General features: G+C 50.1%; 14 protein-coding genes and 1 tRNA gene. All 15 read left to right on the top strand.

The window, feature by feature from the left end; translation table 11 throughout:
- Window positions 1–5 precede the first annotated feature (5 nt).
- The 15 genes from MKY96_RS17835 to MKY96_RS17765 all read left to right on the top strand — a co-directional run bounded on the left by MKY96_RS17835 (window position 6) and on the right by MKY96_RS17765 (window position 14,302).
- The gene (locus tag MKY96_RS17835; protein ID WP_340942030.1) at window positions 6–1,016 is read left to right on the top strand and encodes an ABC transporter substrate-binding protein; all 1,011 of its coding nucleotides are present in this window, start codon (window positions 6–8) and stop codon (window positions 1,014–1,016) included.
- A gap of 124 nt (window positions 1,017–1,140) precedes the next feature.
- On the top strand, window positions 1,141–2,751 hold the full coding sequence (locus MKY96_RS17830) for a helix-turn-helix domain-containing protein (RefSeq protein ID WP_340942028.1): 1,611 nt from the start codon (window positions 1,141–1,143) through the stop codon (window positions 2,749–2,751).
- Window positions 2,752–2,850: 99 nt separating this feature from the next.
- Window positions 2,851–2,934 (top strand) — tRNA-Leu (locus MKY96_RS17825).
- Window positions 2,935–3,224: 290 nt separating this feature from the next.
- Window positions 3,225–3,470 (top strand): acyl carrier protein, encoded by a 246-nt coding sequence (locus MKY96_RS17820; protein ID WP_042238312.1) that lies wholly within the window; start codon window positions 3,225–3,227, stop codon window positions 3,468–3,470.
- A gap of 12 nt (window positions 3,471–3,482) precedes the next feature.
- A complete protein-coding gene (locus MKY96_RS17815) occupies window positions 3,483–4,811 on the top strand; it encodes a hypothetical protein (protein ID WP_340942026.1) in 1,329 nt (442 codons plus the stop codon).
- A gap of 33 nt (window positions 4,812–4,844) precedes the next feature.
- The gene (locus MKY96_RS17810; RefSeq protein ID WP_340942025.1) at window positions 4,845–5,954 is read left to right on the top strand and encodes a hypothetical protein; all 1,110 of its coding nucleotides are present in this window, start codon (window positions 4,845–4,847) and stop codon (window positions 5,952–5,954) included.
- A complete protein-coding gene (locus MKY96_RS17805) occupies window positions 5,908–7,086 on the top strand; it encodes a radical SAM protein (protein WP_340942023.1) in 1,179 nt (392 codons plus the stop codon). Before MKY96_RS17810 ends, MKY96_RS17805 begins: the two co-directional genes overlap by 47 nt.
- 26 nt (window positions 7,087–7,112) lie before the next feature.
- Window positions 7,113–7,973, top strand: a complete 861-nt coding sequence (locus MKY96_RS17800; protein WP_340942022.1) for a hypothetical protein — start codon at window positions 7,113–7,115, stop codon at window positions 7,971–7,973.
- Window positions 7,973–8,881, top strand: coding sequence for an FkbM family methyltransferase (locus MKY96_RS17795; RefSeq protein ID WP_340942019.1), 909 nt, complete (start codon window positions 7,973–7,975; stop codon window positions 8,879–8,881). Before MKY96_RS17800 ends, MKY96_RS17795 begins: the two co-directional genes overlap by 1 nt.
- A 10-nt stretch (window positions 8,882–8,891) precedes the next feature.
- Window positions 8,892–9,875 (top strand): ABC transporter ATP-binding protein, encoded by a 984-nt coding sequence (locus MKY96_RS17790; RefSeq protein ID WP_340942018.1) that lies wholly within the window; start codon window positions 8,892–8,894, stop codon window positions 9,873–9,875.
- On the top strand, window positions 9,872–10,675 hold the full coding sequence (locus MKY96_RS17785; protein ID WP_340942017.1) for an ABC transporter permease: 804 nt from the start codon (window positions 9,872–9,874) through the stop codon (window positions 10,673–10,675). The genes MKY96_RS17790 and MKY96_RS17785 overlap by 4 nt, the downstream gene beginning before the upstream one ends.
- A 90-nt stretch (window positions 10,676–10,765) precedes the next feature.
- Window positions 10,766–11,488: an ABC transporter permease gene (locus MKY96_RS17780; RefSeq protein ID WP_340942016.1), complete on the top strand. Its 723-nt coding sequence runs from the start codon at window positions 10,766–10,768 to the stop codon at window positions 11,486–11,488.
- Window positions 11,489–11,515: 27 nt separating this feature from the next.
- The gene (locus tag MKY96_RS17775; RefSeq protein ID WP_340942015.1) at window positions 11,516–12,574 is read left to right on the top strand and encodes a Gfo/Idh/MocA family protein; all 1,059 of its coding nucleotides are present in this window, start codon (window positions 11,516–11,518) and stop codon (window positions 12,572–12,574) included.
- Entirely contained in the window at window positions 12,564–12,818 is a 255-nt protein-coding gene (locus MKY96_RS17770; RefSeq protein ID WP_340942014.1) for an acyl carrier protein, read from the top strand. The genes MKY96_RS17775 and MKY96_RS17770 overlap by 11 nt, the downstream gene beginning before the upstream one ends.
- Window positions 12,812–14,302 carry a discoidin domain-containing protein gene (locus tag MKY96_RS17765; RefSeq protein WP_340942012.1) on the top strand — a complete coding sequence of 497 codons (1,491 nt, stop codon included), beginning with the start codon at window positions 12,812–12,814 and terminating at the stop codon, window positions 14,300–14,302. The genes MKY96_RS17770 and MKY96_RS17765 overlap by 7 nt, the downstream gene beginning before the upstream one ends.
- Window positions 14,303–14,337: the final 35 nt, after the last annotated feature.

Raw genomic sequence — 14,337 nt, 5'->3', positions numbered from 1 at the left:
GAGACATGAACAATTGGGGCCGGAAAATCATTTGGACCGCTGTACTTATCCTGGCAATGTCCGCTATCGCGGCGTGCGGAAATAATAATAAGGCTGCGGACAGCAAGGATGTGCAGACAGGGAATGCGGTAGCTGCCACCGCAGCTCCTGCGGAGACTGGCGGAGCGGCAGCTTCAGAAGGGGCGACACGGACGGTTACCGGAGAATTCGGGGAGGTGGAGATTCCGGCGAACCCTAAGCGGATCGCGGGAATCTATGTTGAGGATTACCTGAAGGCGCTCGGCGTTACCCCGGTGGTGCAATGGTATCATCCCAGCTGGGGCAAGCAGGATTATCTGAATCTGGATGTGCCGGAATACGATATCAGCGGCAGCATGGAAGCCCTGCTTGAGAAAAATCCGGATCTGATCATTACCGATGGTGGTGTAGATGCCGCTAAGTATGAGCAGTATGCCCTGGTAGCTCCAACCTTCCGCCTGCCGGAGAGCGTATTGCAGGATTCAAGGCTAATCCTTACAACGGTCGCAGACGCGCTGGGTATTCCTGAGAAAGGGAAGGCTGTACTGGCAGAATATGACCAGAAGGTGGCAGCTGGCAAAGCCGCGTTGCAACAGGCACTGGGACAGGAGAAGGTGGCTGTGATCCGGCTTAATGTGGCAGACAAAACCGTTGCTCTTTTTGGAGTCAAAAACCGCTTTACTGGTGTGCTCTATAATCAATTCGGTCTGACACCTGTTCCTATGGCCGCTGAGATGACGGAATTCCAGTCGATCATCTCCGAGGAAGTGATACCGGAGCTTGGGGCGGACCATATCATTATCTTCCCTGACAACGGCGGATGGGACAGTGAAGCCAATCAAGAAGCCATCAAGATGCTGGATGGACCCCTCTGGAAGAACCTGCCTGCGGTCAAGAACGGCAATATCTACCGGATGGAGCGTTCCCACTGGCAATCCGGGGGGATTACCGCCAACCAGATGAAGCTGGATGATCTGCTTAAGGCAATGGTGAAGTAATTCAGCGTTAAGAGGCCGTGAGTCTATGAGTGAGAAGAAGGTCTATCCGCAAGGTTGATAGATCTTCTTTTTTGTTTTACACTGGAGTCTATGATAATGATTCTCAGTCAGGAGGGGCGGCAGAATGACCGAACAGTTGCAGGAACACACCAGGAGAAGGCTGCTCCACAGCCTGATAAATATAGAAGCGGTTACACGCTCCCCGTCCGGGAAGGATCAGACCGAAGTCTATCAGGAGCATACTCTAATCATTGTGTCCGAAGGGCAGGGGTGGCTGAAGGCAGAGGACAGAAGGTACTTTTTGGACAAAGGGGCCGGGTTCCTGATCGAAGCCGGATCACTGAACCGGATTCAGGCCGGCGAGCAGGGGATCAGCTGGTACCGGATGGAGTTCGCGCTGATTCCCGCAGGGCCTGTTAAGCTTGGCACCGGAGATAAGGGGCAGGAGGAACATGAAGAATATTTGCTCAGCCCGGGATATCTGGACTGCCGGCCGTTCTCACAGTGTGCTCTGCTGCTCGATTCCATCTATTATAGCTTCCGGCGCCCGGAGAATATTGAATGGTTCACGGCTCAGACCCGGTTCCAGGAGCTGCTGCTGTTGATTATGCGGGCGAATACTCCGGTACTGAAGGCTAAGGATGACCGTGAGGCCGTGGAAGCCTCAATCCGCTATATGGAAGAGCATTGCAGTGAACCGTTATCTGTCGATCAGCTGGCTGAGATTGCAGGGATCGGGCGTGCGCGTTATACGCAGATGTTCAAAGAAATTACCGGCCGGATGCCCTTGGAGCACCTGAACGGGCTGCGTATTGAACGGGCACAGCAGCAGCTTCTGCTGACCCGGGACCGGCTGCACGAGGTTGCCCTGGCTGCAGGCTACAGCAATGAGTATTATTTCAACCGGCGCTTCAAAAGAACAGTAGGGGTGACTCCCGGACAATACAGAAGCCTCCATCAGGAGGGCGTCCGGGTATTTGCCCCTTTTCTGGAGGATTATCTGCTGGCGCTCGGCATTACTCCGGTCGTGCAGTATTGCCATGCCAAGTGGGGCAAGCAGGAATACCTCGGGCTGGATCAGGTTCCGGCGTTCGATATCTCCAGCGGAGACTGGCAAGGACTCAGCCGTTACAGTCCTGAGCTGATTATGCTGGATGACGGCTTCCAGCGCTGGCAGCTTGGAGAGTGCCGCCAGGTGGCTCCATTATTCCGGCTCCCGTTCCATCAGGAAGACTGGAGGGCCACGCTCCGCAGCGCAGGTGCAGTCTTCGGGAGAACGGGTCGGGTGCAGGAGGTCATCAGCGAATATGAACAACAAGCCCGTCAGGCCAGGCGGCTGCTCAGCCGCAGCGTCCAGGGGCAGACAGTGGCATTGCTGCGGATTTCTGCCCATGGTGTTGCCCTGTATGGCAGTGAGAATCTGGGGTACTCAGCCCATGTTCTGCATGAAGATCTGGGGCTGCAGCGGCATCCTGCTGTCCAGCGTCTTACCCGGGGACAGAAGCGTGTCAATCTGACCAATGAAGAGCTGTCAGGGGTGACCGCAGATCATTTGTTCATCACGTTTGACCTTCAGGAAGGGGAGAGCCGGGAGCTGCTGGAGACACAGCTCTGGAGAAGCCTGCCTGCTGTACGCAACCACTGCGTGTACGAGGTGGATTTCATGGCCTGGATGAATTACGGTGTCCTGTCGCATCAGCGGAAGATCGCGGATGTGATGAAGGTATTGGCTTGAAGAAGACCTCTGTGCAGTAAAATAAAAAATGCTTGCAATTCCGCTCCAAAGAGAGTATATTCTTAATTACGGTGATTGAATCACTGCAATACATAATATGCGGTCATGGCGGAATTGGCAGACGCGCTGGCTTCAGGTGCCAGTGATAGCAATATCGTGGAGGTTCGAGTCCTCTTGACCGCATCATATCTTACAATACAGGTTCTTGCTTGGCATTTATGCCGGCAGGGACCTGTTTTTGTTTGGGTATTTTAATGATTATTTCTATCCCCGCTTAAACATCGGTCCGTTCGCGGAGCGTCCATCCAAGTGCCCAAGCTGATCCTACTCAAAATCTTTTAAAGTGTAATCATTCCAATAAAAATCCTATACATATCATAAAAATGTGAGTTAGATGCCGGAACCCTGAGGCTGTATCATAACTAGTAAGCAATTCGTTTATTTAAAATTCATGATGCGAGGAGAACGGTGATATGCAGGATACCATTGTGCGGATCTTGAGTGAAATTAAGAACAATCCAGAGCTGTTGCTCACGGCCACTGAAGCCACCGATATTGTGAATGATGTAGGTCTGGATTCCCTGCAGATGATTAATTTCATTCTCCGGATTGAAGACGAATTTGAAATTGAGTTTGATTTTGATCATTTTGCCTATGAGGATTTCCAGTCGATCGGGGATTTCATGGGGTTCATCACAGCCACACAAACCGCTTCTTAAGGGGGCTTCATTATGAAGTCAACCGTGGTTCTAGGCACCTTTGATTCCGAGGCGTGGTGGCGGAGTCCGAATAGATCTATGCTTCCTTCTATGAGCAGCAGCCAAGCTGTGACGATGGGCATGGATGAATTGTTGTTTCCGTTATGCAAGGAGCAGGACATTCTGTTCACCCGGCAGCCCATGGACGAGCAGCTTAGAAGCTATTTATCGCAGCTCGGCTATACCTTCACCCATGTTCATTGCAGAAATCCCGTTCATGCGGATGACTACACGCTGCATGTGTTTGATCTTCTAATGGCTGATGCAAGCTACTACCAGCAGCTCCTTCCTACAGAGGCTCTGATCTCTCCCTATTCTATACTGTCCGATACCAGTGAGTTAGTGCGCAGGTTCAATTCCGGTAATCAGTTTCCCTCCTTAGATACAGTTCGAGCAGTGAATTCAAAGATTTATTCTCATGAACTAAGACAACGATTGGGCACTCGCAATAGTTCCTCTATAGCTGACAGTTCGGAGGAACTGCTGACCCTGGGCTCGGAGCTGCTACAGACCGGACAAGTGCTGGTGAAGGACCCGCTGGGTGTCTCAGGCCGGGGCAATATGTTAATTTCGGGAGAGCGAATGCTGAAGAGAATTGCGGCCTATCTGCAAGAGCAAGAGAATCGAGGCAAACAAACACAGTTCATTATCGAACCCCTGCTTGATAAAACGGAGGATTTCTCCTGTCAGCTGTTCATTACAGCGCAGGGGGATGTGCAATACTTCTCTGTTCAAAAGATGGTAAACGACGCCTTCTCTTATTCAGGCTCCTATCCTGCCGATGCCGGGTTTATCGAGGCGCTCTGGAACAATCATTATTTCAGCATCATGGAAGAAGCCTGCAAGGATTTATTTAAGACAGGCTATCACGGGGATGTATGTATAGATTCCATGCTGCTGGCAAGCGGTGAGCTGGTGCCCATCGTTGAGATTAACGCCAGAAAGTCCATGGGGCTGATTAATCATCATGTCAATCAATATGTCCGGCAGTATTCCATGTTCAGCTTTTTGACCTTTATCTCGGCAGGCTGCTCTACGGAAGTTACCATGCTGCATATTCTCGAGGCTCTAGGTGCCAACAAATTGTTGTTTACGAAAGAGAACAGGCAAGGAATCATTCCGCTGGGGGCAAATACGCTGTTCGGCTCAGGTAATACAGCATTCGCTGAGGCGGAGTCTGAATGGCGGAAGGGGAAGCTTTATGTAGCTGCTCCCTATACCACTGATGTGAGTGAAGCATTCACTCTAGTCCAGCGGGTGAAGGACATCTTGAAGTCTCTGGCCATTAAGCTTTATAACTGACCAGTCTTTATTGTACAACGAGGGAGCTGACAAATGATTACCATTTTATGCTCATCTGTCGCATTGGGGGTATATACGCCCGCGGTCCTGTTACGTGAAGAGCTAAGCGGGTACTATGAGGCCGATCTGGAAGTGCTGGAAAGCCTGTATCCGCCCGGGACAAGACTGAAATTAACCGAAAACAAAAAGGTTTTCTCTGAGAGGTTTGAAGTAGCCAAGCTGGGCCACAGAATGATCAGGGATATCACACCGAATCTGGACCCGCATCGGGTAACCCGGCTTTTAGGCAAGTGGGCTGAAGAGAACCGGAGGGTGTTTATGGTTTTCTCGGGGTTTTGGATGCCCATTCTTGAAGAGTACGCGAAGAGTTACCGCAAGGATGTGCATGTGGAGCTGATTCATATGGATGCGGTCATATCCCCTTCGTGGAAGCTGTATTCCAACAATATCCGGAATGATCTATTTACGGTGAATGATGTCTGGTTTTTTGACGGGGCGGCTGAGCGGGTGAATTATACTATTTCCATGGGTCTTGCTGCCCCTAAGGATTATAAGGAACGTGACAACCGGCTCGTTATCCATGGCGGCGGCTGGGGAATGGGAACCTACAAGGAAACGGCAGCAGAGCTGAACCACTCCCTGGATTTGAACGTTGTTATTCATGAGCTCACGGATGATCAGGCCTATGGAGCCGGCCACCGTTACTATATGGTGAAGCCGGGCTGGTCGCCCTGGATGAAGAACGAAGAGAATAAATATACCCTGCCGCCGTTCGGTGAAGTGATCCATCAGTGCTTCAACGAGGATACGAGGGTGAAGCATAGCTTCTATCAGCTGATCTGTAACTCGAAGGCTATTATCAGCAAGCCGGGGGGAGGAACCCTGCTGGATTCGCTGGAATCCTTCACCCCGGTTATTTTCCTGGAGCCGCTGGGTGAGCATGAAGCCTGCAACGCTGAGCTATGGGAGCGGCTGGGTTTTGGCATAAGGTATGAGCAATGGATGAGTATGGGTTGTCCGCTTGAGATTTTGGAGGCATGCAGTGAGAACTTAAGAAGCTATAAGGCTCAGGTGTTAAATTATGGGAGGTGCTTTCATGAGACAGCCGCAAACATCCGTAGTGCTGGACCGGGATTCCTTTGAACGGTTAAAGAAAACCATCAAGCATATGTCGGTCACGCACAAACAGGTTCACCTTAACCCTACGTATTCTACGAATCTTCCGGTCGAGGTCGGGCTTAAATTAACCAATGGCTGTAATCTGCGCTGCAAGCATTGCTTTGAATGGAACGCTGAGGGGTATCACAGGGATTTGGGCAGAGCCGAGCAGAGAGAAGAGCTGGATTTCGCTGTGATTGAGAAAGTATTCCGGCAGACCAAAGAAACGAACGCCAATATGTTCCTGTGGGGAGGAGAACCTCTGTACTACAGCCGGTTCAATGAACTGGCCGACCTGCTGGAGCAGGACCCCAGATGGACGGTGTTATGCACCAACGGAATTCAAATCATCGAGAAGCTGGATTCTATCCTCAAGATGTCCAAAAGTCTGGTCTGTCTGATCAGTCTGGAAGGCTTCGAAGCGGAGAATGATGCGATCCGGGGAAAAGGTACCTTCAAGAAGGTGATGGCAGGTATTGATAAGCTGCTGGAGCTGGAGAAGGAGGGCATCTACCAGGGGAAAATCTCTATCCATCTGACGATCAGTGATGTCATGATTGATAAGCTGTATGATTTTGTGGAGTTTTTTGAGAATAAGGGAATTGACTCGGTATATATTACCTTCCCGTGGTATTTGCCGGATGAGGTCTCGAGTAATATGGACCGCTATTTCAACGAGCATTTCAAGTGGCTGGCGGACGATCTGGAGGAAGGGCACCGCAACAGCTGGCATTCGTTCAAATATCGAATCTCACCCGATAGGATTGATTCGCTGCTTGCACAGATGGAGAGGATTAACCAGCGAACCTGGAATTTAAGAACACGTTATCAGCCCGCGCTCGAACTGGATGAAGTACGGGACTTTGTATTGGGTTCAGAGAAGCCTGCCCAGAACAAAACGCAATGCCTGTCGATCCGCACCAGACTGGATGTGCTGGCTGACGGTGAAGTCAGTGCCTGCAAATTATTTCCGGAGTTCTCCCTGGGGAATCTGGCCGACCAGGATCTCAAAGAGATATGGGATGGCGACAATTTTGAAAGGGTCCGGGAAACCCTGCAGTGCGGCCTGATGCCGGTATGCTCCAAATGCATTCTGCTGTATCTTCACGGAAAATAAGGATGGAGGCTATAACGAATTCCGCTGTGAGCCGCAAGCTGACGGATTGGGCGGTTCCCTTTGGCCCCTATGATTGTTTATTGAATGCGGTTACATTATGGCTGTCTGTTCATCATGCCGATCCGAAGCCGCTGTACAGGTATAATTTCTCCATTAATTATTATGCAGGCTATGACTGGTTCGACAGTACGGTGCCGGTGAATGAGCTGTTTAGCTTCATCCGGCGTGCTTATGGGGTTGAAGGGAAGCCTTGCCGTTTAGACTCGTTGGATCGCGGAGCGATGTATCTGCTGCCGGTGGACGCCTATTATGTGCCCTACATGAAGGAATTTTACGGGAAGGGCCATATGCTGCATTATGTGCTGGCTGAAGCGGCAGACGATCAGAGCTTGAGAATTACAGATCCTTATTTTGCAACAAACCTATTGGCAGAACGGACTTGCGTGGAGCAGGCCTGGCGCACCTTCAGTGAACCGGTTATGGAAATCAGCCCGCCTCTCAGCCTGAATCCTGACCTGAATGCTATCCGGCCTTACTTAACTACACAGCCCTATGAAGAGTTACTCACCAGTACCTTTGCCCAAATTGCGGAACGGATCATGGATGTTGGAGCTTATAGAAGGCCGGAGAATTTAATGGATAACCCTGTGTTCAAACAACGGTTTGGCTGCATCCGTACGATTGCTCTATCGCGGTTCAGGCATTTCGGCACCTGCAGCACCATGGATGTTGCTCACCTCGGCTCAGCCTGGAGGAAGCTTGAAGTGAGCTTTATGAAGATGACGATAAGCGTGGACAGAGGGGTAACGGCTACCGTGAAGCAGCTGAAGCAGCTTGCGGAGGATGAGCTGGCTTATTTACATTCCTATGCAACAGGAGGCCGATGATGCCGGAAGAAACCAGGTACGAGCAGATCCAGCGGATGTTCTGGGAGAAGAGGGTCGAGGCTGTCCAATTGCTTAGACGGGCGCTGAAAGAGCAGGTGGAGCAGATTGAGATTCATAAGGATGAGACCCGGATCAGGCTTACAGATGGGAGACGGTTTCTCTGGGATCTCGGGCACTTGAACAGTCTAGGTTTTCTCATGCGGGATGGATTTGTGGAGCGCGAGGAGAGCCGGTTGTTGTCCATACTGATCCGTGAAGGATTTGAAGTGTTTGATATCGGGGCGAATTATGGATGGTATTCCACGTTATTCGCACAAGCGGTGGGGCAGAAGGGCAGAGTTCATAGCTTTGAGCCGGTAAGCCCCACCTTCTCTGAACTGGCAAGAAACATCCAATTAAATAACCTGCAGAACGTCGTTCTTAATCAGCTTGCGCTGTCTGACTATAACGGGGAAGCGGAGATCTATCTGCCTGTAGTAAGCGGGTCGGAGGATGCTGCGTTAATTATTGACCCGGCCTTGCAGCATGAAACCTACCGTTGCCGGGTGCAGACGCTGGATACGTACATTGAACAGCAGCATATCAGCCATATTGACCTGATCAAAATCGATATTGAAGGCGGCGAATTAAAAGCATTACAGGGATTGGAGCAGTATTTGCAGCATCATGAGAAGCCCATGCTCATGCTGGAAGCGACGGAAGTTCTGGCTTTACGGTTCGGGAATTCGATCAGTGATCTCTTCCGGTTCTTGAAGGGATATCAGTATCAGCTCTTTCAACTGTCCGCAGAGGAGCTTGTTGAGCTGGATAGCGCTGCGGAAGTGCAGGCACAGAATATATTTGGTCTGCAGCCGGAGCATATCCGGAGGTACAGCCCGTTCATCAGATTGATAACCATTGCAAAGTAGGGATGCCGGTATGGTCATTCATGTGGATCAATTGAGCAAGTCCTTTGACTACTACAAAAAAGAAACGGGAATCCGAAACTCGGTCAAGAATTTGTTCCACCGGGAGAAATTAACCAAGGATGCCGTGAACAAGGTCTCGTTTGATATTAACGAAGGCGAGATGGTTGCGTTTCTGGGTCCGAACGGAGCAGGCAAAACCACCACTTTGAAAATGCTCTCCGGCATTCTGTATCCGACTGATGGCAGTGCGGAGGTGCTGGGCTACACGCCCTGGGAGAGAAAAAATGACTTCAAGAAGCAATTTTCCATTGTTATGGGCCAAAAAAACCAGCTGTGGCTGGATCTGCCGGCAAGCGATTCCCTGTACTTAAACAAATGCATTTATGAAATCAGCGATCAGAAGTATAAGGATACCCTTGACGAGTTAGTGACGCTGATGGATGTAGGGCACCTGCTGCATGTACAGGTCCGAAGACTGTCCCTGGGTGAACGGATGAAGATGGAACTGATCGCAGCTTTGCTGCACCGGCCCCGGATTATTTTTCTGGATGAGCCGACGATTGGCCTGGATCTGGTGTCACAGAAGAACATCCGCGAGTTCCTCAAGGCTTACAATCATGAATTCCGCACGACCCTGCTGCTTACGAGCCACTATATGAAGGATATTGAAGACCTGTGTAAGCGGACCATCGTGATCAATCAGGGCAAGCTGGTGTATGACGGGGAGATCCGCAAAATCAACGAGGTCATGAATGAGAAAAAACGGATGAAGCTGACCTTCTCGGCCATCGTCGAGCGGAAGGATCTGGCCGTTATGGGTTCGATTAAAGAATATAACGGACATGATGTCATTCTCGAAGTGGAGCGTGCGAAGTTCAAGGAGTATTCCAGAATGGCCATGGATCACTTTCCCGTCATTGATCTGAATCTGGAGGATATTCCCCTGGAAGAAGCCATTGCACGTTTATATGAACAGCCGGAGCCGCGCAGATGAACAATAAATTTGCCGTCAGCTTTTCGCTGGGAATCCAGAACTCCATGGAATACCGCTTTAACTTTTTTATGGGTTTTGCCAGTCTCTTCTTCCCGATCTTCATCCAGCTCTTCCTGTGGAAGGCGGTATACAGCCATGCCTCCAATATGAACTTATATGGCTATACCTACCAGCAGATGATCGTCTACACCATCGTAGCTGCCCTGATCTCGCGGCTGGTGGCTACGGGTCTGGAATATGACATTAACCATGATATCAAGAGCGGGGGGCTCAATAAATATCTGGTGCGGCCGGTCGGTTATTTTCCTTATAAAATATGTGTCTACCTTGGCGGGAAGGTCCTCTCGTTTGCCATTACGTTAATCATGCTGCTGGGCGTGGTGCTGTTCATGGTTTATTACTTCAAAGCGCCAATCAGCGTATCGCGTATCCTGGTTTTTGGTGTCGTGCTTATGCTTGCGGTTGTGCTTAATTTCATGATCTCCTTCTCGGTCAGCGCGATTGCCTTCTGGTTAACCGATGTCTCTTATTTTTTTCATGTTACAGCGTTATTAATTCAAATTTTTAGCGGCGGGATCTTCCCGCTCGATATTTTTGGGGCGACATGGCTGGCGGTCTTCGATTTCCTGCCGTTCAAGTATACGATCTACATGCCGGTGAATGTAATCAACGGCAAGCTGACCCTGCTTCAGGCGTTGCATGTGATAGAGCTTCAACTATTATGGATTGGACTCCTTCTGTTGCTTACGCGCTATATCTGGAAAGTGGCGATCAAGAAATATATTGCTGTAGGGGGTTAAGGGAACCCGATGCTCAGATCACTCCGAAAGTACGGTTTCATATACAGCTTGTTCATCAAAAATTCCCTGATGTCCCAAATGGAGTATCGAGTGAATTTCCTGATGGGCCTGCTGGTGGAGACCTCCTATCTGTTCGCCAAATTCCTGTATGTGATTATTGTCTATGAGGCCGGTTTGACGCTGGATGGCGTGCCCATTGATGCGATATTGCTGTTTATTGGCACCTATACCTTGATGACGGGGTTGTATTGGGGACTGTTTGCCATCAACTTCGTGCAGATCCCGGAGCATGTAAGAACGGGGTCACTCGATCTTTTGTTAACGAAGCCGATTTCCCTGCAATTTATGATGACGTTACGGAATGTGGACTTTGGCCTGGCGATTCCGAATGTGCTGGGCGGCGTGACCATGATTGTGGTGGGCTGGAGAAGACTGGGGCTTCCGGCCGATGCCGCTTCAATAGGCGGGTTCATCTGCTTCCTCGTGCTGGGGCTGTTCGTGACCTACACCCTGTTCCTGATCCCGCAGTTATTATCGTTCTGGTTTATTCAGATTGCTGCTGTCAATGACATCTCCAACGGGCTGTTCGAGCTGAATAACATGCCCATGATGATTTACTCCAAATGGATTCAGCGGATAGGGGTATTTATTATTCCTGTTCTATTGATTACTAACTTCTCACCATTGTTCGTGCTGGACCGGTTACATCCGGGCCTCTTCCTCTGGGCCATTCTGTCTCCCATCCTGCTGCTGGGAATCACGAGATGGATCTGGTCCACAGCGATTCGTAATTACAACAGCTCAGGCGGCTAGATATCCGGAATCACAGGAGGTAAGGATATGAATACTCAGAAGCCATATCGGATTGGAATTTTGGGCTGCTCCACAATCGCTCCATTCTCGATCATTAACCCGGTCAAGGAGCTTGATCAATTTGTAACGTATGGTGTAGCGTCGCGTGATTTGGACCGGTCTGCAGCCTATGCGCTGAAGCATCAGATTCCGCATGTTTTTGACAGCTACGATAAGCTGCTGGCGTCGGCGGACATTGATGTGGTCTATATTCCGTTATCCAATTTCCTGCATAAGGAATGGACGCTGAGGGCGATTGAGGCGGGCAAGCATGTCTTGATTGAAAAACCGATAGCCTTACATGCCGATGAGGTGCTGTTCATCAATGAACGGGCCAGGCAGCAGGGTGTGCATGTCCTTGAAGCGCTAATGGTCCAGCATCATTCGTGGCAGCAGGATATAACAGACATGATCACTGCTGAAACCTACGGCAAACTGAAAAAAATCAAAACCCGGATCTCCTTTGAAATTCTGCAAAGCAACTATAGCGCGGATAATTACCGGTTCAAGCCGGAGTTCGGCGGCGGCTGTTTCATCGACGAATGCTCGTACTGGCTGCAGTTTATCCAAAAGGTTATCGGCCTAACGCCGCAGACATTGGACGGATTCTCGACATTCTCAGGCATTAATCAATGCGACTGGACCTTTCATGCGGCGCTGCAATATGAGGGGGGCGTCGAGGCAGAGTTCCTGGGTTCGTTTGAAATGCCGAACAATGCCACCCACTGGCTGGAGTTTGAGCGGGCCAAGGTAAGGATCAGCGGCTTTTTTAAGCCTTGCTATGGGGATTATAAGATCATTATTCAGGTTGAACATACGGAAGAGGGAACAACAGACAAGCTTGTATACTCTCCGCAAAATTACTATGTGAACCAGCTCAGGTTCTTGGCTGAGGTTCTTGGGGGCACCAGAGAGAACATTCCCTTATCTGAATCCTATGAACGGGTGGCAACCATGAACACCATCTATGAGATTGCCAGGAAGAAGCATGCCGGGCAGCCTCCCCTGGAAGATAGACCGGACGGGGAGGCTGTGAATGTTGGATAACCGAGAACAGGAGCTGCGTAAGCTGCTCGCTCAATTGCCCGGCGGTTCTCCCCGTCTGAAGAATGCAGGTATGGACGCGGATTTGCGAGGTTATGGCATGGATTCTTTGCTGTTTATTCATTTTGCGGTGGTCCTGGAAGAGCATTTCTCAATAGAGGTGAGCCCGGAATTTCTCGATATAGATAAACTATACAGTCTTCAGAAGTGGAGAGAATATATTGATTCACAGGATCTCGTATGTTAGTAGCCCTGGAGATGGACTATTACAGCGAGGGCTACCGGACCATGCACTCCAATTGTGTGGATTTGCCTATGGCGGGTGCCGCAGGCTTTCATCAGTATGAGAATTATTTCTACTATACCTTTTTGTATGCAGTCATGATGAATTGGGGAGAGGCAGCGGGCGGGGACTGGGTGGCCTCCAGGTGCACTATTCTTAACAAGCTGGGACTAACCCTTAAGGTAACTGAGGTCTCGGATGCTGCTGAGCTTCTGCCGGCGATTCGCATGAACATTGATCAGCAGTGCCCGGTCGTGATGATTGCCAACTACAGCTACCTGTTTTTTTTGAGCCAATACGGGACGGTCATTGATGATCATGCCTTTCTAATCACGGAATATGATTCTGCCAGAAGGCTGTTTGTGATCCGGGAGAATCAGCTGAACAAGGAGGTCACCTTGAATGTGATGAAGGGGGAGCCTTTCTTCAAGCTGCAGCTGACCGAGGAATTGATAGCGGATATCTGGAGTAAATCCAATGCTTCTTTTAAGGAAATCAGGAACTATTGTTATAACAAGCTGTTCAGCGTAGCGAAAATAGGCAAACCGGAGGTTCACAGCTATCTGGAGCTGGTTGAGGATTTCACACAGTGCTATGAGAACCGTTCTAATCATTTGATCGAAGCGGTGAATCGTTTCAATGACAATGTCTCTCTTATGGAGGGGCTTAATGACGCAAGTGCCATTGCGGTTGAATTTGAAACCATGCGCAGGAGCTTTCATGGCTCGGCGATCATTATGTTCGATATCTTTGAGAAGGCGCTGCCCTGGTTATCCTCTCATGAAGAATGGCGGCAGATCTTCGGCGGGTTCCGGGATCGATATATCAAATTCAGATACCAGCTCATCTCTGGTTGGCATGCGGATACGCTGAGACGGAAGCTGATGCCGCCGGGTAGAGTGCTTCAGCTTAAAGAGGAGATTAGACAACTGGATACGGAGCTGTTCTCTCTGCTGGGCAAGCTGCTCGCCTATCACCATAAGGAGCAAGAGGCGCACCATGCCGCACAGGCTTGGACGAATTATGCGGCTTGTGCTGCGGTGTCGGCGGATAGTGAGTACAGCCTTGACCCGGCGACCGTCTGTCAAGCCAGCCAGGCGGTGAACGGCAAATGGGAGAATTGGGTCACGGATTCCTGGCATTCGGACACCGCCCAGCCCGTCCATTGGCTGCTGCTGGATCTGCTTAAGCCCAGAGAGATTAGGAAAGTTGTGATCAGGCATTCGCCTGCCCCCGGTTATATCACGATGGATTATGAGCTTCAGGGAAGCAACGACACAGAGCAGTGGGAGGAGATAGCGGCTGTACGGAATAATGAGTCTGTCTTAACCGTGCATGAGGCTGACGGCTGTTCGTTCAGATATATCAGACTATATATTACTTATCCGGCCCAGAATGATTTTCAGGCGCGGATCTTTGAGCTTGAAGTGTGGGGCCTGCCTGTATAATCCAACCCTCAAGAATCTGATATGTTTCAAAAAAA

The sequence above is a fragment of the Paenibacillus sp. FSL R7-0302 genome (genome assembly GCF_038006885.1).
Taxonomy (GTDB): Bacteria; Bacillota; Bacilli; order Paenibacillales; family Paenibacillaceae; genus Paenibacillus_AQ.
This window is presented reverse-complemented; position numbering and strand designations above follow the sequence as displayed.